The 21,194-nt window shown below is 52.8% G+C and carries 18 protein-coding genes and 1 tRNA gene; 12 read left to right on the top strand and 7 right to left on the bottom strand.

The window, feature by feature from the left end:
* Nucleotides 1-11 precede the first annotated feature (11 nt).
* Together JJD41_RS08350 and JJD41_RS08345 are read left to right on the top strand one after the other, a co-directional pair.
* The gene (locus JJD41_RS08350; RefSeq protein WP_200665521.1) at nt 12-1,793 is read left to right on the top strand and encodes an asparagine synthetase B family protein; all 1,782 of its coding nucleotides are present in this window, start codon (nt 12-14) and stop codon (nt 1,791-1,793) included.
* An 86-nt stretch (nt 1,794-1,879) separates the two neighbouring features.
* The gene (locus JJD41_RS08345; RefSeq protein WP_200665520.1) at nt 1,880-2,650 is read left to right on the top strand and encodes a DapH/DapD/GlmU-related protein; all 771 of its coding nucleotides are present in this window, start codon (nt 1,880-1,882) and stop codon (nt 2,648-2,650) included.
* Here JJD41_RS08345 and JJD41_RS08340 read toward each other — a convergent pair.
* The gene (locus JJD41_RS08340) at nt 2,620-4,041 is read right to left on the bottom strand and encodes a flippase (protein WP_200665519.1); all 1,422 of its coding nucleotides are present in this window, start codon (nt 4,039-4,041) and stop codon (nt 2,620-2,622) included. The genes JJD41_RS08345 and JJD41_RS08340 overlap by 31 nt on opposite strands.
* A gap of 92 nt (nt 4,042-4,133) precedes the next feature.
* On the opposite strand from JJD41_RS08340, the gene JJD41_RS08335 reads away from it, so the two are divergent.
* Entirely contained in the window at nt 4,134-5,564 is a 1,431-nt protein-coding gene (locus tag JJD41_RS08335; RefSeq protein ID WP_200665518.1) for a rhamnogalacturonan lyase family protein, read from the top strand.
* Nucleotides 5,565-5,589: 25 nt separating this feature from the next.
* On the opposite strand, the gene JJD41_RS24700 is transcribed toward JJD41_RS08335, so the two are convergent.
* Together JJD41_RS24700 and JJD41_RS24695 are read right to left on the bottom strand one after the other, a co-directional pair.
* Complete coding sequence (locus JJD41_RS24700) at nt 5,590-6,339, bottom strand: RNA-guided endonuclease InsQ/TnpB family protein (protein ID WP_370583760.1); 750 nt, start codon at nt 6,337-6,339, stop codon at nt 5,590-5,592.
* Nucleotides 6,302-6,865 carry an RNA-guided endonuclease InsQ/TnpB family protein gene (locus tag JJD41_RS24695; protein ID WP_234488546.1) on the bottom strand — a complete coding sequence of 188 codons (564 nt, stop codon included), beginning with the start codon at nt 6,863-6,865 and terminating at the stop codon, nt 6,302-6,304. The genes JJD41_RS24700 and JJD41_RS24695 overlap by 38 nt, the downstream gene beginning before the upstream one ends.
* A 202-nt stretch (nt 6,866-7,067) precedes the next feature.
* Here JJD41_RS24695 and JJD41_RS08325 point away from each other — a divergent pair, with 202 nt between their 5' ends.
* Nucleotides 7,068-7,640 carry a metal-dependent hydrolase gene (locus JJD41_RS08325; RefSeq protein ID WP_200665517.1) on the top strand — a complete coding sequence of 191 codons (573 nt, stop codon included), beginning with the start codon at nt 7,068-7,070 and terminating at the stop codon, nt 7,638-7,640.
* 108 nt (nt 7,641-7,748) lie between these two features.
* Complete coding sequence (locus JJD41_RS08320) at nt 7,749-9,299, top strand: glycosyltransferase family 39 protein (RefSeq protein WP_200665516.1); 1,551 nt, start codon at nt 7,749-7,751, stop codon at nt 9,297-9,299.
* Here the strand turns inward: JJD41_RS08320 and JJD41_RS08315 are convergent.
* Nucleotides 9,272-10,057, bottom strand: a complete 786-nt coding sequence (locus JJD41_RS08315) for a C40 family peptidase (protein WP_200665515.1) — start codon at nt 10,055-10,057, stop codon at nt 9,272-9,274. The genes JJD41_RS08320 and JJD41_RS08315 overlap by 28 nt on opposite strands.
* 138 nt (nt 10,058-10,195) lie before the next feature.
* On the opposite strand from JJD41_RS08315, the gene JJD41_RS08310 reads away from it, so the two are divergent.
* Together JJD41_RS08310 and JJD41_RS08305 are read left to right on the top strand one after the other, a co-directional pair.
* Nucleotides 10,196-11,131, top strand: coding sequence for a serine hydrolase (locus JJD41_RS08310; protein WP_200665514.1), 936 nt, complete (start codon nt 10,196-10,198; stop codon nt 11,129-11,131).
* A 60-nt stretch (nt 11,132-11,191) separates the two neighbouring features.
* Complete coding sequence (locus JJD41_RS08305; protein ID WP_200665513.1) at nt 11,192-11,857, top strand: hypothetical protein; 666 nt, start codon at nt 11,192-11,194, stop codon at nt 11,855-11,857.
* A gap of 122 nt (nt 11,858-11,979) precedes the next feature.
* Here the strand turns inward: JJD41_RS08305 and JJD41_RS08300 are convergent.
* Nucleotides 11,980-12,071: transfer RNA gene (locus JJD41_RS08300), tRNA-Ser, on the bottom strand.
* Nucleotides 12,072-12,132: 61 nt separating this feature from the next.
* Here JJD41_RS08300 and JJD41_RS08295 point away from each other — a divergent pair.
* A complete protein-coding gene (locus tag JJD41_RS08295) occupies nt 12,133-12,453 on the top strand; it encodes a hypothetical protein (RefSeq protein ID WP_200665512.1) in 321 nt (106 codons plus the stop codon).
* Nucleotides 12,454-12,786: 333 nt separating this feature from the next.
* Nucleotides 12,787-14,058 carry a glycosyltransferase family 4 protein gene (locus JJD41_RS08290; protein ID WP_200665511.1) on the top strand — a complete coding sequence of 424 codons (1,272 nt, stop codon included), beginning with the start codon at nt 12,787-12,789 and terminating at the stop codon, nt 14,056-14,058.
* A gap of 85 nt (nt 14,059-14,143) precedes the next feature.
* Here the strand turns inward: JJD41_RS08290 and alr are convergent, their stop codons facing one another.
* Entirely contained in the window at nt 14,144-15,331 is a 1,188-nt protein-coding gene (gene alr, locus JJD41_RS08285; RefSeq protein WP_200665510.1) for an alanine racemase, read from the bottom strand.
* Between the two features lie 375 nt (nt 15,332-15,706).
* Between alr and JJD41_RS08280 the strand changes: the two genes are divergently transcribed.
* The 3 genes from JJD41_RS08280 (at nt 15,707) to JJD41_RS08270 (ending at nt 19,353) form a co-directional block, all read left to right on the top strand.
* Nucleotides 15,707-17,197, top strand: a complete 1,491-nt coding sequence (locus JJD41_RS08280) for an adenylate/guanylate cyclase domain-containing protein (protein WP_200665509.1) — start codon at nt 15,707-15,709, stop codon at nt 17,195-17,197.
* A gap of 83 nt (nt 17,198-17,280) precedes the next feature.
* On the top strand, nt 17,281-17,778 hold the full coding sequence (locus tag JJD41_RS08275) for an HNH endonuclease (RefSeq protein ID WP_168570128.1): 498 nt from the start codon (nt 17,281-17,283) through the stop codon (nt 17,776-17,778).
* Between the two features lie 354 nt (nt 17,779-18,132).
* On the top strand, nt 18,133-19,353 hold the full coding sequence (locus JJD41_RS08270) for a DHH family phosphoesterase (RefSeq protein ID WP_200665508.1): 1,221 nt from the start codon (nt 18,133-18,135) through the stop codon (nt 19,351-19,353).
* Nucleotides 19,354-19,501: 148 nt separating this feature from the next.
* On the opposite strand, the gene murJ is transcribed toward JJD41_RS08270, so the two are convergent.
* The gene (gene murJ / locus JJD41_RS08265) at nt 19,502-21,163 is read right to left on the bottom strand and encodes a murein biosynthesis integral membrane protein MurJ (RefSeq protein WP_200665507.1); all 1,662 of its coding nucleotides are present in this window, start codon (nt 21,161-21,163) and stop codon (nt 19,502-19,504) included.
* Nucleotides 21,164-21,194: the final 31 nt, after the last annotated feature.

The following is a 21,194-nucleotide window of genomic DNA, read 5'->3' as shown; positions in this document are numbered from 1 at the left end:
GAGCAACATTCATGGGTGGTATTTTTGGCACGATCGGCGATCTCGATGCTGGGGTCGTGGCGGCAATGGGAAGGCGCCTTCAACACCGAGGGCATAGGGTGCAATGTTTTGAGGTGAGTTCGCAGGTGACCCTCGGGGAATGGCTTTCGCACGAAGCCACCGGGAGGCTGACCCTCGGCCATTGGGCAATGGTCGCCGACGGCGATATTTATAATGCACTTGAATTACAAAAAATGCTGGCCGATCGCGGGATCGCACCGATAGGCGATCGCCCGGAACTTTTAATATTACAGGGATTCCGGGAATTTGGCGACGAGATTTTTAATCGGGTCAACGGCGATTTTGCTTTGGCATTGTGGGACGACGATCGCCGCCTCTTGCGGTTGGTTCGCGATCCCGTCGGAATGCGTCCCCTATACTACTGGCACCAAAATGGTATATTTGCGTTTGCTTCGGAATACAAAGCATTGCTGGCGATTCCCCAACTGCCCGTCGTGGCCGATCGCGCGGCCCTTCAAACCCTGCAATATACAAAATATCCACCGACGAATCGCACCTTAATTGAAAATATTGTTGCCGTTCCCCCCGGGCATTGCTTGGAGTACGAACAGGGCAAAATCCGATCCGATCGCTATTGGGATTTGACGGTAGAGGCGCGGGAAACCGGGGGCGATCGCGCGGCAGAAGTGCGAGACATCTTTTTAGAAGCGGTGCGCCGACAAACCGCCGATCTCGACCGCCAGGTTGGCGTCACCTTAAGTGGCGGGGTCGATTCGGCGTCAGTCGCCGCAGCGATTCGCAAAGTCCGTCCCGACCTGCACTTGCACGCTTTTACCTGCGGTTACGGGGAATCCGATCCGGAAATTCTGACGGCGGCGATCGTGGCAGAGGCGATCGGGTGCGATCGTCACCCCATTTACGTAACTCCGCACGATATTCCCCCGTTGTTACCCCAGATCGTCTGGCATCTCGAAGACCCGATCGCCCGCAGCGAAACCGTACAAAAGTTTGTCACCGCAGGGAAAGCCGCCGAGTATGTCGATGTCGTACTCGCCGGGTATGCCTCCGATGGCTTGTACGGCGGGATGCCCAAACACAAACTCGTCAAATTAATGGAATGGTTGCCGCCATTGAAGACGCCACTGACGGAGTTTTACAGTTACACCCAAACCAGTCGCCCGCCCCAAACCCTTTTGGGCAAAGCATTGCACTGGGCGTACTATCGCGGTGCCGATGCCCCGGCGCCCGCGATCGAAGGCGTGCAGGTGGCGCCTCCCGTAGAGTCGATCCCGCCCTTACAACCGGAGTTACTCAACACCGTCCTCAAGTCCGGAGTGGTCAACGGTGTGGGCAAATGGTTGCCCAAGGCGGAACGTCTGCACATTGCCCACGGCGTGACGGTGCGATCGCCATTTCTCGATCTCGATCTGATCGACAATGCGTTTGCAATTCCCGAACGCTACAAGATTTATCGGTGGCGGGAAAAACATATTTTTCGCGAAGCCGTCAAGCCGTTGTTACCCCCTGCGGTATTAAACCGACCGAAGTTTCCTCAAGCGATGAAATACGATCGCCTTTTTAGTGACGTATTAGACGAAATCTGTACGGAATTTCTGACACCGGAGCGGGTGCGATCGCGCGGCTTTTTTTCCGTCGCAGAAATTGAAAACTTGCGCCGACGTCCCAAGAATGGACTGTACAGTTCGGAGCGATCGATGCGTTTGTGGACGGCAATTTTAACCGAACTGTGGGCGCAACTGTTTATCGACGGTCGAGGGGAAAAACCTGAATAAAAACGCGAATTCAAGATTGAATGGCCATTCAATTCTAATTCAATCGTAACAGGGACCCGTCGATAGTTGAAAAAGTGGAGATCGGCATGGGAACGAAAAAAATTCAGAATCAAATTACCGATGAATCGAGTTCTGGGTTGCGCCGATATCAAGCGGTTGTTGTCGGATCTCAAAGTTTGTGGTTTACCTTCAAATACGAGTTGATTTGCTCGATTTTTGGAGCGATGCCCGGAGCCTTGGGCTTGTTATTGCGGCAAAGGTTTTACAAATCCTTATTGAAAAGGGTAGGTCGAGGGGTTGTTTTTGGTAAAAATATCACCGTTCGACACCCTCAAAAAATTGAGTTGGGTCGAGGAGTTGTCATTGACGACGGTTGTGTTTTAGATGGGCGAGGAGGGGACAATTCTGGGATTAAAATCGGCGATTCGGTGGTTCTCGGACAAAATACGCGACTGGTGTGTAAACAAGGGAATATTCAGCTCGGCGATCGCGTTGGGATTGGTGCTAATTCAAGTATTTATGCCGTCGGGGATAATACGATCGCCGTTGGCGAGGATAGTTTAATTGGCCCTTACAGCTATCTCGGTGGCGTTTCTTATCATTGCGATCGCCTTGACATTCCGATTGCTTTACAAGGCTTAAATCCCAAAGGGGGAATTATCATCCAACCGCATGTTTGGTTGGGGGCGCGATCGACGATTTTGGATGGGGTAAAGATTGGTAATGACGCGATCGTTGGCGCCGGATCGGTGGTGACCCGATCGCTTCCAGCATATGCGATCGCCGTCGGCGTTCCTGCAAAAGTTATCAAAATGAGAAATGGAAACTATGAGGAAGCTTCCCGAGAGGGAGAATGACCGACAAAATATCGAGGTCGCATCCGCAAAACCAAGGAGATTGCCCCCAAAAATAAGACGATCGCGCCGACAGAAACCGAAATGATTTGATAAAGCATTAATGAAGGAATCGAAGCCATCAACAAGGAGATTGCAACCAGTAAAATCATGTTTTTTGCGAGTCGTTTGTAGCCCATTTTGCCGATTAAAATCAAACCTAAAACACACAAGATTAATTCACTTAATAACGTGGCGATCGCCGCTCCCTTTCCGCCCAACCATGGAATCAGAATCGCATTGATTCCCAGATTCACAATTGCGGTCGTCAGCAACAGTGGCGGTAAAGATTTTTCTCGTCCCGTGGCTTGTAACAATCGTTCGGCAAGGGTCGCAAACATATTGATGCTAATACTGGGAATCAGGATCGCCAGAGATTCAACCGAAGCAGAATAGCGATCGCCATATAGTAGATCGATGAGGATTTTTTGAGCGAAGCCAGCCATCAAAATTGCTGGAAAAACAACCAGTAATAATAAACGAGTGGTTTTATAAATTTCTTGGGGTAATCGTTCGGGACTATTGGCATGACATCGGGTTAATTGCGTAAAAATGACATAAAAAACTGCTCTCGGCAAGGCTGAAAAAATCTCCATCACCCGATAGGCGGCACTGTAAAATCCCGCTTGTCCGACGGCGCCGATCGCCTTGAGCATGACGACATCGACTTGATAGTAAAGAATCCATAAAATGCCGGAAACGGCAAACGGAGAAGCCCGCCGAATTGAGTGCTGCAACTGGTTTAAACTAAAACGAGAATAAATCCTGGTTTTAGAATTCAAAAACCAAAATAAACCGACAATATCGAGGCTGCGAACAATGACAATTGACGTGACAACCCAGATTAAATTTTTAGTTTGGAATAAAACGAATAGGGCGACAACGACCACGGCAGAGCGTTCGATCGCCACGGATATTGTTTCCGTTCTAAACCAACTTTTACCTCGGAGTACCGATCGCAAAGTCATTTTTACGCCGCGATCGACTTCAGATAAAAGCACGAGATAGCAAACAATCGCGCCTTTTCCTTCAAATCCCAACGTTTTAGCCACGGGCCAGAGGGCGATCGCCACGATCGCGGCAAATATCAGTTGAATCAGTAAAAATTCAACGGTTAATTTCGAGCCTTCGATAGGATTGGCGGCGACTTCCCGATTGATTAATGTAGGAAATCCAAATTGCATAAACAATGACAAAATGGCTCCTAAAGCAACTGCCGCCGCAAAAATCTCATAGGTTTCCGGACCGAGAACGCGGGCGAGCAGGACGTAAAGAACGAAGGTCAGTGCGAGGGTTCCTTCGCCGACGACCGCGTAGAGATAAGACCAATTGAAACGGGATAGCAGATGTTTCATTAACTTAATTTCTCCAATTCTTTAAAATAGAAACATAAAATAGAGTTGCAATTTTAAATCATCCGTTTTTGGAGCGAGTTTAAATCAGTATCATGGTTAAAAAATGGGTCAAAACACCGCAATGGATTGCGCTTGCGATCGCCAGTTTTCTCTTCCTCGGTGCGCTGGGACTGTGGCGATCGCGCCATAGCAATACCTACACCCAAGGGGTCGATCTCCCCTACGCCGAGATCGAACCGCAAACGATCGCCTTAGATTTACCGGAGGAAAGCGGGAGATCGGGGGGATTAATTGTCGCAGATGTCAACAATGACGATCGCCGGGATTTTCTCGTGACCAAACCCGGTTATCTGGCAGTGTATGACAATTCCGGCGAAAAACTCTGGGTGAAAGAAACCGACATCCACCTGAGCGGAAAAGCTGAAACTCAAGGTTTACCGGGGTTACACGCAGCAGGCGTTCAAGTTGGGGATCTCGATCGCGACGGGAACGCCGAAGTTTTATTTTTAAACAGCAATAATATTGTGCACGTCGTGCGGGGGGACACGGGGGAAACGCAACAGCGTATAACTCTCACCTCTCCAGAAGGAGCGCGCCACTGGGAACACCTGGTCATCGCCAACTTTCGCGGCGAGGGCGATCGCGATCTGTTGCTACAGGCGACGAACGCTTTAGGATATCGCATGGGTCGCTATTTGGCCGCTTACGCGATCGAGGACTTGCTCGGCGCCGACAATCCCCAACCGCTCTGGACTCGGGATGATTTTATCGCCAACGCCCATAACGGCGCCCGCCTCGCCGATCTCGACAATGACGGAAAACACGAAGTTTTAGGGGCGATCGCGGTTTCGCCAGACGGGGAAATCTCGGTCAAACTCCCGGTTAAAGGGCATATCGATGCGTTATCCGTCGCCGACGTTCGCCCCGACCTACCGGGATTGGAAGTGGTCGCCTTAGAAGAAGACGGAGACAATCGCGTTTTTCTCTACAACGGCGATCGCCTCTTATGGCAAACTCACTACAAACACCAAGAACCCCAAAATACTGCCGTTGGCGAGTTCGATCCCGATCGCCCCGGCTTGGAAATTTGGGCGCGCAGTCGTTATAACGAAGATCAAAAACCGTTTATCTTTGATGCGAACGGCGAACTCATTGGCGAATACGAGATGGCCAATGTGGCCCCGAGAGGCTGGACCTTGCGTGGGGTCGAAGTCATCTTTCCGATCCACTGGACCGGGGAACAGCGAGAACTCGCCGCCGCCAAAGAACGGCATAGATCGGGAGATGTGGCCTTGTTCGAGCCGATTTCGGGCAAATTTGTCTTGAAAATACGCGAACGAGCCGATCGCCTTTACGTGGCGGACGTTTCCGGCGATTGGCGCGAAGAAATTATCGTCCTCGATGGCAATCGATTACGGGTCTATCAAAACCCGGATCCCAACCCGAATCCCGATCGCCCGTCCTTGTGGACTCAAGACCATTACCGCCGTAGTAAAACTAATTGGAACTATTACAATCCGTGACATCCTCCCGACGCTGAATCAAAGATTAGAGCGCGGGCTTCCCAACCTCACGATTGGGTGTTCCTGCCCCACGCCACTTATCTAGGTCATCGACCCCCGACAGACCGACTTGACAGGCGGTTTCCGTTCCCCAGAGTCCCTGGGTTACTACGTTTTCTTGTCCACGATGCAAAACCATCTCTGCTGCGGCACGATCGCGATGCGTTCGATATCCACACTCAGGACAATGATGCTCTCTGACTTCCAACCCTTTGCTGACCGTAGCAAAGCAGGATGGACAGACTTGACTGGTGCCGTTGGGGTTGACTTTAGCAAAGTAGACCCCCCGTTTCCAGCACACCCATTCCGTCAGAGACAGAAATTGTCCGAAGGCAGCATCTACACAATCTGTTCGCAACATCCCTCGCGTCAAGCCTTTGACGTTGAGGTCTTCTGCAAAGATGGTTTGTGCCCGGTCACAAAGCTGATGAGCCGTCTTCAGATGGAAGTCTTGACGACGGTTCGCAATCCCATGGTGCATTCTAGCCACTTCGATTTGTGCCTTCTCCCAGTTTTGAGAACCCTTCTGTTTTCGAGCCGCTCTGCGTTGCAGCAATTTCAGCTTGCGTTGCATCGACTTGAAAAACTTAGGGCGCTCTTGGAAAGAGCCATCGGAAGCGGTCAAGAATCGCTCCAATCCCAGGTCAATCCCAATTGCCCGACCGTGAACTGGAGCATCGGGAACCGATATATCCGATTCAATGGTGACGACGACATACCATTGTGTTCCTCGCACCCTCGACAATACCCTTACCTGTATCCCCCCAACCCCCCTTTGAAAGGGGGGCGAAGGGGGGATGCAGGTCGATCGGCACTTCCCCAATCTTGGGCAACTTGATTGTGAAGCCATTGATGGGATTGTTCTTGAACTGGGGAAATACAAAGGATTTGAATTGACCGAACTTTTTGAAACGCGGGAATCCATGTCCCCGTTTCACAAATGCTTCCCAGGTATCGTGCAGTCTGCGAATCGTGGTCTGCAACACCTGAGAATGTACCTTACCCAGATGCGGGAATTGCTTCTTTGCTTTGGGCAGGTTGTTCTGCTGACGATGGTAAGACGGGAATGGCTCATCGGCGGGAATGATGTATTCCTTTTCCAGCGAGCATCGGTCTACCGAACACTTACGAGAAGCAATCCAGTCTTTGAGTTCGCGTAAAGCGTAGTTATATACGCCTCTGCACGTCTCAAGCCACGACCGCAGTTCAGCCTGCTGTACGACATTTGGATCGATTCGGTAAGTGTAGTTCATGGTCAGCATAGCCGGAGTTTACCAAAGGCTATAGCTGCCTGTAAATGCTGGTCTCATCCCCATCGTAGGGCTTGGCCCTTCCCGTAGGGTGGGGATGAGACCAGCTCGGGGAGTCCATGGATCCCGACGCTGATGCTTCGTATACAGCGCGGGACTTATAGCTCCCCGAACCCCTCAAAAGTTAAGTTGAACTCTATTTTTTCGATCGCCTATGCCTTCTCCTGTCGGACATACCCTCGCCGGACTGTGCGGATTTTTACTCGGTCGAGAACGAATCCCACCCCAACAACGTCGCTGGTGGTTGGCGAGTTGCGTGGCGATCGCCAATTTACCGGACCTCGATATTCTCCCGGGATTAATCTTATACGGCGATCCGTCGGAATTTCATCGAGATGCAACCCACAGTATTTTTGTGGGGATCGCGATCGCCGGATCGGTCTGGGCGATCGCCAAATCTCGCGCCTTGAAACCGCGTCAACTCTGGGGAGTTTATACCGGGGGACTGTATCTTTCCCATATTCTGCTCGACATGCTCGTTGCCGATCCCTTCCCTCCCACGGGAGTGCAAGCCTTGTGGCCGTTCTCCTTCGATTATTTTGCTTTTCCGATCGCCATTTTCGCCCGCTTTGACTATTTCGATCCGGCTTTAGGAATGCTCGACGCTATTCTAAGTTGGCATAATTTCTTCGGAGTTTTGCGCGAAATTTTAATTCTCACTCCTGCCCTGGTGGGCAGTTATTATCTCGGCCAAAAAATCGGTTATCATTTGCGCAAATCTCGATAAAGCGAGCGCGCTTCAACCCGGGGCGATCGCCCGCCTCGCCAGCTTCGAGTGACCCCGTGAAAACCCGCACCCCAATGGGGCGATCCTTGCAACACCTCCGTGAGATCGATGAACTCAAATCATCCCGTATTTTTGGATAAATTCAGACAAAAACAGACGATCGCTCCATGGTTGCCCATCGGCATCATTGTAGCGATCGCCGCAGTCTTATTCTTTTATCGAATTGACGACGAAAGCTTCTGGATTGACGAACTCATCAGTCTCGGCGACGTGCGCGACGGTCGCGGCTTACCGCCGAGAAACCTGCTGCGCCCGCTTTATTACATACTTTTGAGCGTCTGGGTTCAGTTCGGAACCTCCGATGCGTGGTTGCGAAGCCTGTCGGTATTATTCGGCTTGGGGGCGGTCGTTTTACTCTATTGGCTCGGCTGTCGGATCGCGGGCAAAGCGGAAGGGGCGATCGCCGCCTTATTATTCGCCCTGTCGCCGCTCGTCATCAATCACGCCCAAGAAGTGCGAATGTACATCTTGAGCGCCTTTCTGTGCATTGCGGGCAGTCTCGCCCTCACCTATGCCTTAGAACGACCCCAACCCCGGGCGATCGGCGCGTGGATCCTACTGCGCTGGTTGGCGATGCTCGCCGTTCCCCTCAACGTCACCCTGACCGTCGCCGACGCCGCCATCATTTTATGGACCTACCGCAAACGACCGCGCACCTACATCCCCTTTGGCGTCGCCTTTGTCGTCCTCGGCGCCCTGTGGGTGCCCTCCTTGTTGACGACCTTGCAAGAGATCGATCCCGATTCCAGATACGCTCAATCGGATCACGTCGCCAATCGCCGATCTCCCGGAGTCGCCGATCTGGTGCGCCTGTTCAAGTTTTACGCCGTGTGGCCGTTTGCGGTACAGTCCGACGCGATCGCCGCCAACTTTTACAAACTATTTACCGTGGTTCTGGTCGCCTTGCCGGGTGCAGCCCTCCTGCAAAAACATCGGGATTCGCGCTTATTTTGGCCGTTAGCGTGGTTTGCCATCCCCATCGGCGAAATTTTCCTTTTTTCCCAAATTTCGCTCTCCTTGTGGGTGACGCGCTATTTACTGTTCGCCGCGCCCTTTGCCTTCGTGTTGCTCGCGGCGGGATGGACGCGGTTGTGGCGACAATGGCGGATTCCTGCGGCGGCGATCGCCATTGCCTATCTAATCGCCGTCGGTGGCGGCTTGCACCACTACTACACCGTGGACGATCGCACCGACTACCGCACCTTCGTCGAAACGATCGAATCCCAAGAACAACCCGGGGATGTAGTCGTTTGGGCGATCCAACATACCCGGCCCCGGTTGCCCCTGGACCACTACTACCAAGGTTCTGCCGGGATCGTCGAACGGGAGGCATTAATTGAAGATCTCGACGCCGCCGCGATCGCTACGTGGCTCGATCGCCTCCCGCCGATTTCCTCCCGTCTCTGGATTGCCGCCAATATCATTCGAGACAATCGCGAACCCCTAAAAACCGCCGTCGAGCGTCAATTTACCGTCCGCGAATATCGAGATTTGGGCAACCTGCAACTGTTTCTGGTGACCCCTCGCGAAGACCGGGCCACCCCCTCGGACGATCGCCTGCGATCGAGCGCTTATGGAGTTCCGGGGGAGGGATTTTGAGTCCGCGCCGGGCGATCGCCGGATTTTTTCGGTAAATAACTCGCCATCACCCGACCCGCGCCCCGTAATTGGGCGAAATAAAAGCGACTGACCCGATCGCCCTTCGCCGAAAGCACGTCAATCCCGATCCCGTTGCGTCCGCCTTCCTTTCCCGAACTGTGGATATAGCGACCGTCGCCGAGGTACAGACCCACGTGAGTCGCTTTGTCGCGCTCGCCGAAAAACACCAAATCCCCGGGCTGCAAGTCTTTGAGGGCGATCGCCTCCGTAAACGCTTCCTGCTGGTAGGCATCTCGGGGCAGCCAAATCTGACCCCCATTCATAAACGCCGCTTGCATCAACCCGGAACAATCGTAATTCGGGGCGAGGGTACCTCCCCAAAGATAATAATTGGGGGTTGCTTTGGCCCCTTCGGTAAAAGCAAGGATCGCCGCGAGATGCCGTTCGATCTCCTCGCGCGATCGCGCGATCGCCCGATAAGGCGTCGCCACTTTTTCCAAATATTGGCCGTCTTCCGGCTTCAACCAGCCGGGATAGTCATCCTCGCACAGGCGCACCGGAATCGCCTCGATCCCCGCCCGTTCCCGACGCTGGGGATCGAGTGGAACGATCCGTAAATGGCGTCCCGCAGCCGCTTGAGTTGCGAGGGTGTCGCATTTCGGGGAATCATAGAGATTCAGATTGGCACGGCATTGGTACTCGACCTTTTCCCTCGGTTGCATGGCTGGACTCTTGTGGAGTGGGCGAGAAGAAACCATAGATCCTTTCCTTTCAAGGTTTGCGATTGACCCGCGACGAGACAACAACTGACGAGTATCGACGCACCCAGTCAATCTGCTGGCCGCTCCTCATTGTCCCGATCTCGGTCAACATATTTAGTTATTCAACGAGAGAAGATGACTTTTTTCCGCAAAGACGAACAACTCCAACGCTTGGGCGATCGCATCTTGGAAGCCACTTGGACCCAATTTTCCCATCTGGCGCGCAACCAAATTGCCATGACCTGGCTGGTTTACGATAACCCGGTTCCGGTCAATACCGGAGGAGCCCTCAGCCCGGAAGCGTTTTGGAAACACGAAATCCGAGGCTTTCACTATCGCGGCGTCGAACGCATTTATCCGGCGAGTGTGGTCAAACTGTTTTATCTCGTCGCCACTTACGAATGGTTGGCAAAAGGGATGATCGCCCCTTCGGCGGAACTCGAACGGGCCTTGCGCGATACGATCGTCGATTCGAGTAACGATGCGACGTCCCTGGTGGTAGACGTGCTCACCGGAACGACAAGCGGACCGGAGTTACCCGCCGGACCGTTTGAAACGTGGAAACAGCAGCGCAACCTGGTCAACCGTTACTTACAGAATTTCGGCTGGCCCGAGTTTGAAAGCATCAACGTCAATCAAAAAACCTGGTGTGATGGGGCTTACGGGCGCGAGCGGGCTTTCTTAGGGGAATTAATGGAAAATCGCAACATGCTGACCACCAACGCCACGGCGCGGCTGCTACACGCGATCGTCGGCGGGGTCGCGGTTTCGTCGGAAGGGTCTCAAGGGATGATGGGCTTGATGCGGCGATCGCTCGACGCAAAAGCGTTGGAAGCCGATCCGGAAAATCAGGTTACCGGGTTTCTCGGCGGCGGATTGCCCCAACAGGCGCGCTTGTGGTCGAAAGCGGGATTGACCAGTCAAGTCCGTCACGATGCGGCTTATATCGAAATTGACGGCAAACAGCCTTATTTATTGGTCGTTTTCACCGAAGGTAAGGCCCAAAGTCGCAGTGAAGCAGTTTTGCCGTTTATTTCGCAGCAAGTCGTCGAAGCCCTCGGGGAAGTGTAAAGTGCCACAATGGCGATCGAGGCTTATCAAAAACATGGCGTAGGAGGAAGGCTAATATTCATGTGGATCCAGCGTTGTTTTTATGCGATCGCCGCGATCGCCCTCTGGAGTGGCTTCGGTTCGTCCCCGGTGTTATCGCAACCGGAAACCCTTTCCGAACGAGGGTTAGAGCCGCTTTCTGCTTCCTTGTCCGGCACGCGATCGCGCCAGGTCGAGCGCCCCTGGTCTCCCCTCACGACCCCGGAAAGTTCCCCCGTCGCCCAAGATGTCGCCCCAAATGTTGCCCAAAATAGAGAGATCGAACCCGGTCGCCCCACTCGTTCCGGTCCGAGTTATCTCGGAATTGGCGTCAATATCGGCTTTAACGAAGAGGGGGGCAGCCCTTTGGGGAACGGTAATTTTGCCGTCATCAGTAAAATCGGGCTCCTCGAACAGGTTTCCGCCCGTCCGGCGATCTTGTTTGGTGATGACTTGATGTTTTTACTACCCGTCACCGTCGATTTTCCTTTACAAGATACGGAAGAGCTCGCCCGCGCCACGATCGCCCCATATTTAGGCGGAGGACTGGCCCTTTCTCCCAATTCCGATAACTTTCTCGGCGCTTTCGGAACCGTCGGTTTAGATACGGCATTAACGTCCAACTTTACGGCGACCGTCGGCGTCAATCTCGGCTATGTCGAAGAACTCGAACTCGGCATTATAGTCGGTGGAGGCTACACCTTTTAGTTCGGTCCGACCGACAGATCTAAAGGGGTTGACAAACTATTGCGACGACGAAACAGCCAAGGTCGGAAAAGACTTTGGCTGTTGCCTTTTGTTGGAAATTGATTTTTGCTCTCTTATCGGAACGGAGAGGGAGGGATTCGAACCCTCGTTACGGAGTTACCTACCGTAAAACAGATTAGCAATCTGTCGCTTTCAACCACTCAGCCACCTCTCCAGGTTGCTAGGTAAGCATCATAACATATCTTTTCGAGCATGGGAATGTCTCCCCCAGGGAATTGAGGAGATTTTTCGATCGCGGCGATCGCGAGTCGGGTGGAAACGGGGCGATCGCCGCTCCTGATAAGACATTGAGGGCGATCGACCCCCTCCCCTCGCGCCGCGATCGCCCCGTGAGCGCACCAACCATCGGAAAAGATGCGGGTTTGACCCGGGCGATCGCCCCCGTTTTCACTCCCTTTTTTGACCGCATTTCAAGGCATCAGTCCCGATTTGACCCTGAAATCTTAAAATATGCTAAAATTAGCCTACTCCAAACTAAAATCATACTCAATTCCTCAAAAACGGTAACCGCTTACACCGGGACGGGAGATCGGTAAGACCATTCACCAGCAAAACATCGCCAATGGATTACCCGGAGGGAGGAACAAAAGAAGTGGTATCCAATCGAGAGCGGCAAGCCAAACTTCTGATTGAGGCAGGAGGTTAGAAGTTAACAGAAACGGCGCTGGGATCGCCCGTCCGATCCTCGAATTAATTGAGTTTTCATGCCAGTTCAATAAGGTAAGGAGTCATTCCGTAGCGACGCGCTCTATTGAAGCTTTAACAAACAGTAGAGTCGAACCGTGCGCGCGGGTGGCGATCGAGTTGGATGTGAATTTAAAAAACAAAATTCATTCCTAACTTTTGTCGAATTTGGGTAAACAATGAAGATGGCTACTGAAGATCGCAAACACATTGCTTTGATCTCGGTTCATGGCGATCCGGCTGTGGAGATCGGGAAAGAAGAAGCGGGGGGACAAAATGTTTACGTGCGCCAAGTGGGCGAAGCCTTAGCCAAACGGGGCTGGACGGTCGATCTATTTACCCGCAAATCCCATCGCGACGATCGCGAAATCGTCGAACATACTCCGAATTGTCGCACGATTCGTTTAGTCGCCGGACCGGAAGAGTTCATCCCTAGAAATGACATTTTTGATTATTTACCGACCTTTGTTAACGAGTTCCTTAAATTTCAAGAACGCGAAGGCATTCATTACCCCGTAATCCATACCAATTACTGGCTGTCTGCCTGGGTGGGGATGGAATTAAAAAAATACCAACCCTTAGTACAACTGCATACGTACCATTCTTTAGGCGCGGTCAAATATCAAGCCGTCGAAGCGATTCCGGCGATCGCCACGACGCGCTTAAATGTAGAAAAAACCTGTTTGGAAACGGCGGAATGTATTGTAGCGACCAGTCCGCAAGAACGCGAACACATGCGATCGCTGGTTTCCGAACGAGGAACCATTGAAATCATTCCCTGCGGTACGGATATTCGCCGCTTCCGGGCGATGTCCAAAGCCGAAGCGCGAGGGCAATTGGGGTTGGAACAAGATCGAAACATTGCCTTTTATATCGGACGGTTCGATCGCCGCAAAGGGATCGAAACCTTAGTGCGGGCGATCGCCCAAACCCAAATCCGCGCCCAAGGTAATTTACAGTTAATTATCGGTGGCGGTTCGCGTCCCGGACGCAGCGACGGGATCGAGCGCGATCGCATCGAAGGGATCGTCAACGAATTGGGATTGAGCGAGATAACGACCTTCCCCGGACGAATTTCTGACGAACTGCTTCCGGTCTACTATGCGGCTGCCGATGTTTCCGTCGTTCCCAGTCATTACGAACCGTTTGGCTTAGTGGCGATCGAAGCGATGGCGAGTGGGACTCCAGTCATTGCCAGCGACGTCGGCGGCTTGCAGTTTACGGTCAAGTCCGAAGAAACCGGACTGCTGTGTCCGCCGAAAGATGACGGCGCCTTCGCCGAAGCGATCGATCGCATTTTAGGGGATCGAGAATGGCGCGATCGCCTCGGTCAAGCGGCCCGCGCCCGGGTAGAAGCGAAATTTAGCTGGGACGGGGTAGCGAGCCAGTTGAGCGACCTTTACAGCCGCGTCCTGGCGGAGAAAACCGCCCCGGTGCCCCTGAAAGCGAGCGCCTAAAGCCTTGTAACCCTTCGAGCATTTCAGCGATCGCATTAACCCGCCCGTGCGGGTTATTTTTTTGGCGATTCTGCCCGAAAATTGGTTACGATCGCAGCTTCGATTCGTGAGTGCGCCGTTCTTCGGCGATCGCCACCCGAGGCAAACGGTGCTTGAAACCGCACAGAATTTCCCAGGAAATCGTCCCGAGGGTTGCGGCCCAGTCGTCGGCGGAGATCGTCTCGTCGCCGTCGCGTCCGAGGAGGGTCACCACGTCGCCGACCTCGACTTGGGGGATGTCGGTGACGTCGAGCATGATTTGATCCATCGTAATCGCGCCGACTTGCGGCACCCGACAACCGCGAATTAAAACCTGCATCCGGTCGGAGAGTGGGCGCGGTACCCCGTCGGCGTAGCCGATCCCGACGACGGCGAGGCGGGTTTCGCGGTCGGTGACGAAACGATGACCGTAGCTGACTCCAGTTCCGGCGGCTACGGTTTTCACTTGAGTGACGCGCGCTTTGACTTGTAAGGCGGTTTGGAGGGCGATCGCGCCGTTTAAATGGGGGGCGGGATACAAACCGTAAATCGCCAGACCGACGCGCACCAGGTCGTAGTGAGTGGCGCGATCGCTCAACGTGGCGGCAGAGTTGGCTAAATGCAGGGGCGGCAATTCGAGACCGAGTTCGCGAATTTGGGCGATCGCCTTTCGGAAACGCCCGTGTTGCAAGTCCATCACCCCGCGATCGGGACGGTCTGCCGTGGCGAAGTGAGAGTAAATACTGGCAATTTTCAAGTGAGGCAAGCCGCGCACTAACTCGACAAATTGGGCGGCTTCCTGCCAGGGGACGCCGAGACGGGACATTCCGGTATCGAGTTTTAAATGCACCGGAATCGGGCGATCGCGGCAACTTTCGGCAAAGACTAAAGCCTGTTTCGGCGAACATAAGGTGGGTTCTAACTGCCAGCGACTCATCGCCTGCAGTTGTTCCGGGGTGTAGGTCGCCCCCAAGACCAAAATTGGCGCTCGAATCCCGGCTTCGCGCAGTTCGATCCCTTCGGGGATCGTGGCGACCCCGAGACGACTGGCCCCCGCTTTCAATACCGTTCGCGCTACGGAAACCGCGCCGTGACCGTAAGCGTCTGCTTTAATCACCGCCATCAGTTCGGTGTGCGGGGGTAATAAGGTGCGGATTTGCCGAACATTGTGGGCGATCGCCGATAAATTCACTTCTACCCACGCCCGTTCCCAGCGCATCGATGAAATACTCGGCGTCTCCTCCCAACTGAGCATTTGCACTCACTCCTCAATCAGTTCACACCATTAAACACTATCTGCATTGAGCGGATTCCGGATAGACCGGGGGAAGAATGAGCTATTGGGATTCTCTCCTCGCCATTGGGGCGCATCGAGCGGGCGTAGCCTCCCTCTATCGGGACGTCTCAATTTTCGCCGATTCAAGCCATGCTCGGGAAGCCTTCAATTTTGAAAGCTAGAATTAGAAATGGCGATTTCTATCATGGCGATCGCCGATTTAAAAAGTTCTTCTCCAAAAGATTATTCTGTAACTTGCTTGTTTTAAGTTTAATAAGTTTTGGGAGATCGACTGAAAACCCTTTGATTTCGATCCCTTTTCAACTCCGTTCGCCGTCTTCCAGGTTTCAACTTATGAATTGGTTAGGCTCGTTATCGATCGACCGATCGCGATCGCTCCAGCTTGCAACCTTGCTCAAAGCCCGCCTTTCTCGACGAATTGCCCTGTGGGTTTTTATCAGTATTGTCATCGTCGAAGCTATCATTTTATTACCTTCGGCTTATCGCCGCCAACAAGAAATTTTAGATCGCTTGGAAGATGTCGGACTGACCACGATCGCCCCCTTACTACGCTTGTGTGGCGAAACGATTACGGCGGAAAAAATCGATCGCGTTGCCAAACAATTGATGCCCGATTCTCGCTTGAAAGGGGTAGCGGTTTATCGAGATAATGGGGAACGGATTACGATCTTTGACGAAGCGCCCGCCTTAACCTTTGAAGATTTTAAAAATGGCACGATCGCCCGGCGATCGCCCGACGGCGATCGTTACGATGTCATGAAAACTGTATTACAAAATAACCGGGAATATTTGATTGTCGCGCGCCTCGATGCTTCTCACGTGCGCTGGGAGGTCAAAGCCTTTATCGGTCGGATCGTGTTGCTGGTGATTTTCATTTGTATTTTCGTGACGTTAGCGACGATGCTCGCATTAGGAAAAACTGTTATTTTACCGATTTTAAAACTGCACCGATCTTTATTAGCCGTCGCCAATACTCAAGTTGAAAATGAAAAAGACCTCGATCGCCACCTGATCGAAATCGCCCGTCGGGACGAACTCGGAGAAGCAATGGAAGCGTTTAATTGCATGACCCGACAAATCGCCGAAAATGTCGCCGAACTGAAAGATCAGAAAAGACAATTAAACCTCTTGTTTGACGAAGTTAAATCATCGCGCGATCGCTCCGAAAAGCTCTTATTAAATATTCTCCCGGCGCCGATCGCCGAACAATTGCAAAAAGGAGTTTCGCCGATCGCCGAAAGTTTTAACGATATCACCGTTTTATTTGCCGATATTGTCGGATTTACGCCCTTGGCGAGCCAAATGTCTCCGGGAGAATTAGTCGAATTACTCAACGAAATCTTTTCCGCATTCGATCGCCTCACCGAACGCTATCAATTAGAGAAAATTAAAACCATTGGCGATGCGTATATGGTCGTCAGTGGGTTGCCGATGCCGAATCCCGATTGTGCGGGAGCGATCGCCCAGATGGCCCTAGAAATGCAAGCCGAACTCGATCGCATTGCTACAGAAAAAGCCTATTCCCTGGCGATGCGAATCGGAATTCATAGCGGTCCGGTCGTGGCGGGAGTCATTGGCGTCAAAAAATTCAGTTACGATTTATGGGGCGATACAGTCAACACCGCGAGTCGCATGGAATCCCACGGAAAAAGCGGTCATATTCACGTGAGTGAAGTGACTTATGAAAAATTGCGCGATCGCTTCGAGTTTCGTCCCCGTGGGAGGATTGAAGTCAAAGGGAAAGGTGAAATGATGACTTACTTGTTATTGGGGAAAAAAGCGACTCTTCGCCAAGGGTCAAACCCGGTAAAATCGTCGGGGTAAAGTTTTGAGCCAAGCCCGCGCCCCAGATAGAAAAGCTGTGTTACCATTCAGTGAAAATATTCTTCTGCTTTTAGATAACATCAATGGCCAAGGTTCTAGTCCTGAACGCCTCCTACGAACCGCTCAATATCACGAGCTGGAGGCGGGCGATCGTCTTATTACTCAAAGGCAAAGCAGTGGAAGTCGAGCATAACGGTAAGTTGATTTATTCCGACTTTCCCCTCCCGACCGTGATCCGACTTCGGCATTACGTGCGAGTGCCTTATAAAGAAATTCCGCTTACCCGCCGGAATATCCTGCATCGAGACAGTCACTGTTGTCAGTATTGCGGCTATCTCGGCGACGAATTAACCCTCGATCACGTCATCCCGCGATCGCGCGGCGGTGGAGACACCTGGGAAAACCTGGTCACCGCTTGCGTTCGTTGCAACGTCAAAAAAGGCAATCGCACCCCGGACGAAAGTAAAATGCCCTTGTTAAAGAACCCGCGCAAACCATACAGCAGTTTGTACTTCGAGATAACCAAACATCTCAAAACTGGAATGCACCAAGAATGGCAAAAATATGTCATTGGCGCCTGAACCCCCTGGAGTGAAGTCAACTTCAGGGGGTTTTTTCCAGGTTGACGGTTTCCAAGTTAAAATTTCTTGACCTGTTCTCGACCCATCGATCGCGCGATCGCCCCCCTTCGAGGTCAACGCTGGCAGAGGAACCTTCAGGGTTTCCAACCCCAGGGGCGATCGCGCCTATTTTGTCGATGTGGAAAAGTTTCCCCCTAAAATAGGGATATTGTGGTTCGTTGTGGCTGTTAGTTGTCGGGCGATCGCCTCAAGAGTTCGTCAGTTGGGCGCGATCGTCCCGGGTCGCTATCATCTTCAGTCTCGTGCAACAATGGTTCGCTCCCCACACCCCTGTCCACTTGAAGCCTCGATGTCATGGTGAATAAATCCGTGGGAGAATCTAACGATCGTCAAAGTCCGGTGCCTATCGATGAAGAAACGGCGACCCCACCCGCTCAGGTTGCCCAGCTTTGGCTCTCTCCAGAGATCTCCGAAAAAGCAAAACAATTACAGCAGGTCTTGGAACGCCATCGGGGCGATCGCCAATTGGTCATCTTGCAAGATTTTCCCGACCCCGATGCCATGTCCTGCGCTTGGGCGTACAAACTGATTGCCGCCCAATATGACATCGAATGCGAGATTATCTACGCCGGGGCCTTGAGTCATCAAGAAAACATCGCCCTGGTCAAATTAGCCGGGTTACCCGTGCAACGCTGGCCCGTAGACATCGCCAAAACTAAAGATTTATCGGAATATCACGGCTGCGTTCTCATTGACAACCAAGGAACGACCAGCCAACTGACCGCCTTGGTCAAAGCCAGTGATATGCCGATCGTGGTCATTATCGACCACCACAGCTTACAAGAAGAGTTAAACGCCGAATTTGCCGATATTCGACCCCACATCCGCGCCACGGCCACGATTTTGAGCCAGTACCTGCAAGCCAATTTACTCACCCTGGATACGAACAACACCGATCACGTCAAGTGCGCCACGGCCCTGATGCACGGGTTGCGCGCCGATACGGCCCAGTTGCGACAGGCGCAAGAAGAAGATTTTTTAGCCGCCGCGTTTCTCAGTCGCTATTACGACCCCCAACTGATTACCTCAGTGTTGCAAGCTTCCCGTTCCAAACGAGTGATGGATGTGATCGAGCGATCGCTGAAAAATCGGATCGTCCAAAATAGTTTTTGTATTGCCGGAGTGGGATACTTGCGTTACGACGATCGCGACGCCATCCCGCAAGCGGCGGACTTTCTGGTCACCGAAGAAAACGTACATACCGCCGTGGTCTACGGGATCGTTCACGACGAAGACGAAGATATCGAATTGGTCACCGGGTCGTTGAGAACCAATAAGTTAACCTTAGACCCGGACGAATTTCTCAAAGAAGCTTTCGGACAAGACAGTCACGGGCGCTTTTTCGGCGGCGGGCGATCGCAAGCAGGCGGTTTCGAGATCCCGATGGGGTTTCTCTCGGGAACGAATGAAAGCAAAGAATACGCCAAGATGAAATGGGAAGTCTTCGATATCCAAATCAAGCAAAAATTGCTGAAATTGGTTTCCCCAAAAGATGACATCATGACCGCAGATTGAGGGGAAATCCCCGAGGGTGGGTATCGAATCCGCCCTCGATCTAAACTCTAAACTCCTCAGAGACGGTCGATCGAATACGTAGGGGTTTGGTTGCCAAACCCCTACTGCTCTAGGGTTTGGCGACCAAACCCCTACATGTAACCCGTTTCTAAGACCTCCTCAAGAAACGCTGGCGCAGGCGATCGACAAAAATATCGATCTCCGGTAGTTTTAACTGCATTGCCAATAACGCAAAAACGCCGAGTCCGACCGTTCCCGAAACCGTCAGATCGACCAATTGCACCAACAATCCCCGAGTGCCCAGATAATGTTCGCAAACCCGCAGAACCCCGAAACTCACGAATCCGGCGATCGCGCTAGCCCCCGTCAGTAGTACGATCGGCCCGGTCCATTCCCACAACGGCAACCCATTGATTTTGCGATCGAGCAACACCAACAACGCCACCATCGAAATAATATTGACCGCCACCGTCGCCAACACCAAACCCGGCGCGCCGAACTGGTTGACCATCAAAAAATCAAACAAGGCATTGAGAAAAATATTGACAATACTCACCCGAAACGGGGTTTCGCCATCGCCGAGGGCGTAAAAGACCCGCACCAACACGTCCCGGCCCAAATAAACAAACATCCCGATCCCGTAAGCCACCAGCATCGGCGCTACAAACTCCGACGCCGCCGGATCGAAAGCCCCGCGTTCGTACACTACCCGCACGATCGCCACTGCCAGAGTAATCGTCAGCGCCCCCAACGGCAACATCGTCAATGCCGTCAAAATCAACCCCTGACGGATGCGACCTTTCAACTCCGGCCAATTCTGCGGGTCCGCCAACCGCGAAAACACGGGCAACAACGGCACTAACAGCATATTCGAGATAATCCCTAACGGCGTTTGCACCAGCAATCCCGCATATCCCAACGCCGCCGCCGCTTGGGGAATATAAGACGCGAAAAACAAATCGGTATAGACGTTAATTTGCAACATTCCCGAAGACAGGGTCGCCGGACCCATCACCTTCATGACGTCGCCAACTCCCGGACGGTTGAACTCGAAGCGCAATCGCAACCGTCCCAATCCCGCCCGCCATTGGGCCACCACTTGCACCAACCATTGCAAAATCGCCCCCGCCAACGTCCCCCAAGCGAGAACCATCCCGCCGAGTAAGGCATATTTCGGCAAGGTAATATCGCTACCGAGATAGACCGCCAGGGCCCCCAACCCGCCAATCAGCGCCACACTAGAAAATAAGGGACTGATCGACGGCAACCAATATTGGTCCGCCGCATTCAAGGTTCCAAAACCGATCCCGATTAACCCCGCCAACACCGCCATCGGCGCCATAATCCGGAATTGGCGCACGGCAATTTCGTGGGTCAGTTGCAAGGTTTGAAACTCGTCCCCGGTCATCCCTTGGGCCGCCGCCTGGGCCGCCGTTACGTTGAGTCCGGGGGCGACCAATCCCACGAGAGGGTCCGCAAAAATTACTAGCAGGATCGTGACCAACAGCAGCAACCCGCCGACTAAGGTGGTGATGGTTTCGACGAGGGGGGCCGCTTCCTCTTGTTTGCGCTTGGAGAGGACGCTGACGATCGCGCTGTGAAACGGGCCGTTAATTCCGCCGAGTAAAATCAGCAAAAAGCCCGGAATCACGTAAGCGTAGTTGTAAGCGTCGAACGCCGGACCGACGCCGAACGCCGCCGCGATCGCCTGTTGGCGAACTAATCCAAAAACTTTACTAATTAAGGTGGCAACTGCCACAATCCCGGCAATGCCAGCGAGAGACCGTTTGGCTTTCTTCTGTTCGGACACGAAGAGTTAAGAGGTACAGGGCATCACTTTA

Source organism: Oxynema mangrovii CENA135, from assembly GCF_016632315.1.
GTDB lineage: Bacteria > Cyanobacteriota > Cyanobacteriia > Cyanobacteriales > Laspinemataceae > Oxynema > Oxynema aestuarii.
The sequence above is the reverse complement of the archived record's forward strand: the minus strand, read 5'-3'. Positions and strand labels throughout refer to the sequence as shown.

Coding starts and splice junctions, on each gene's coding strand:
- JJD41_RS08315 (WP_200665515.1), bottom strand. CDS start 10,057: ATGGTTTCTTCTCGCCCACTCCACAAGAGTCCAGCCATGCAACCGAGG.
- JJD41_RS08350 (WP_200665521.1), top strand. CDS start 12: ATGGGTGGTATTTTTGGCACGATCGGCGATCTCGATGCTGGGGTCGTG.
- JJD41_RS08325 (WP_200665517.1), top strand. CDS start 7,068: ATGCCTTCTCCTGTCGGACATACCCTCGCCGGACTGTGCGGATTTTTA.
- alr (WP_200665510.1), bottom strand. CDS start 15,331: ATGCTCAGTTGGGAGGAGACGCCGAGTATTTCATCGATGCGCTGGGAA.
- JJD41_RS08280 (WP_200665509.1), top strand. CDS start 15,707: ATGAATTGGTTAGGCTCGTTATCGATCGACCGATCGCGATCGCTCCAG.
- JJD41_RS08320 (WP_200665516.1), top strand. CDS start 7,749: ATGAACTCAAATCATCCCGTATTTTTGGATAAATTCAGACAAAAACAG.
- JJD41_RS08275 (WP_168570128.1), top strand. CDS start 17,281: ATGGCCAAGGTTCTAGTCCTGAACGCCTCCTACGAACCGCTCAATATC.
- JJD41_RS08335 (WP_200665518.1), top strand. CDS start 4,134: ATGGTTAAAAAATGGGTCAAAACACCGCAATGGATTGCGCTTGCGATC.
- JJD41_RS24695 (WP_234488546.1), bottom strand. CDS start 6,865: ATGCTGACCATGAACTACACTTACCGAATCGATCCAAATGTCGTACAG.
- JJD41_RS08340 (WP_200665519.1), bottom strand. CDS start 4,041: ATGAAACATCTGCTATCCCGTTTCAATTGGTCTTATCTCTACGCGGTC.
- JJD41_RS08345 (WP_200665520.1), top strand. CDS start 1,880: ATGGGAACGAAAAAAATTCAGAATCAAATTACCGATGAATCGAGTTCT.
- JJD41_RS08270 (WP_200665508.1), top strand. CDS start 18,133: ATGGTGAATAAATCCGTGGGAGAATCTAACGATCGTCAAAGTCCGGTG.
- JJD41_RS08305 (WP_200665513.1), top strand. CDS start 11,192: ATGTGGATCCAGCGTTGTTTTTATGCGATCGCCGCGATCGCCCTCTGG.
- JJD41_RS08310 (WP_200665514.1), top strand. CDS start 10,196: ATGACTTTTTTCCGCAAAGACGAACAACTCCAACGCTTGGGCGATCGC.
- JJD41_RS08290 (WP_200665511.1), top strand. CDS start 12,787: ATGGCTACTGAAGATCGCAAACACATTGCTTTGATCTCGGTTCATGGC.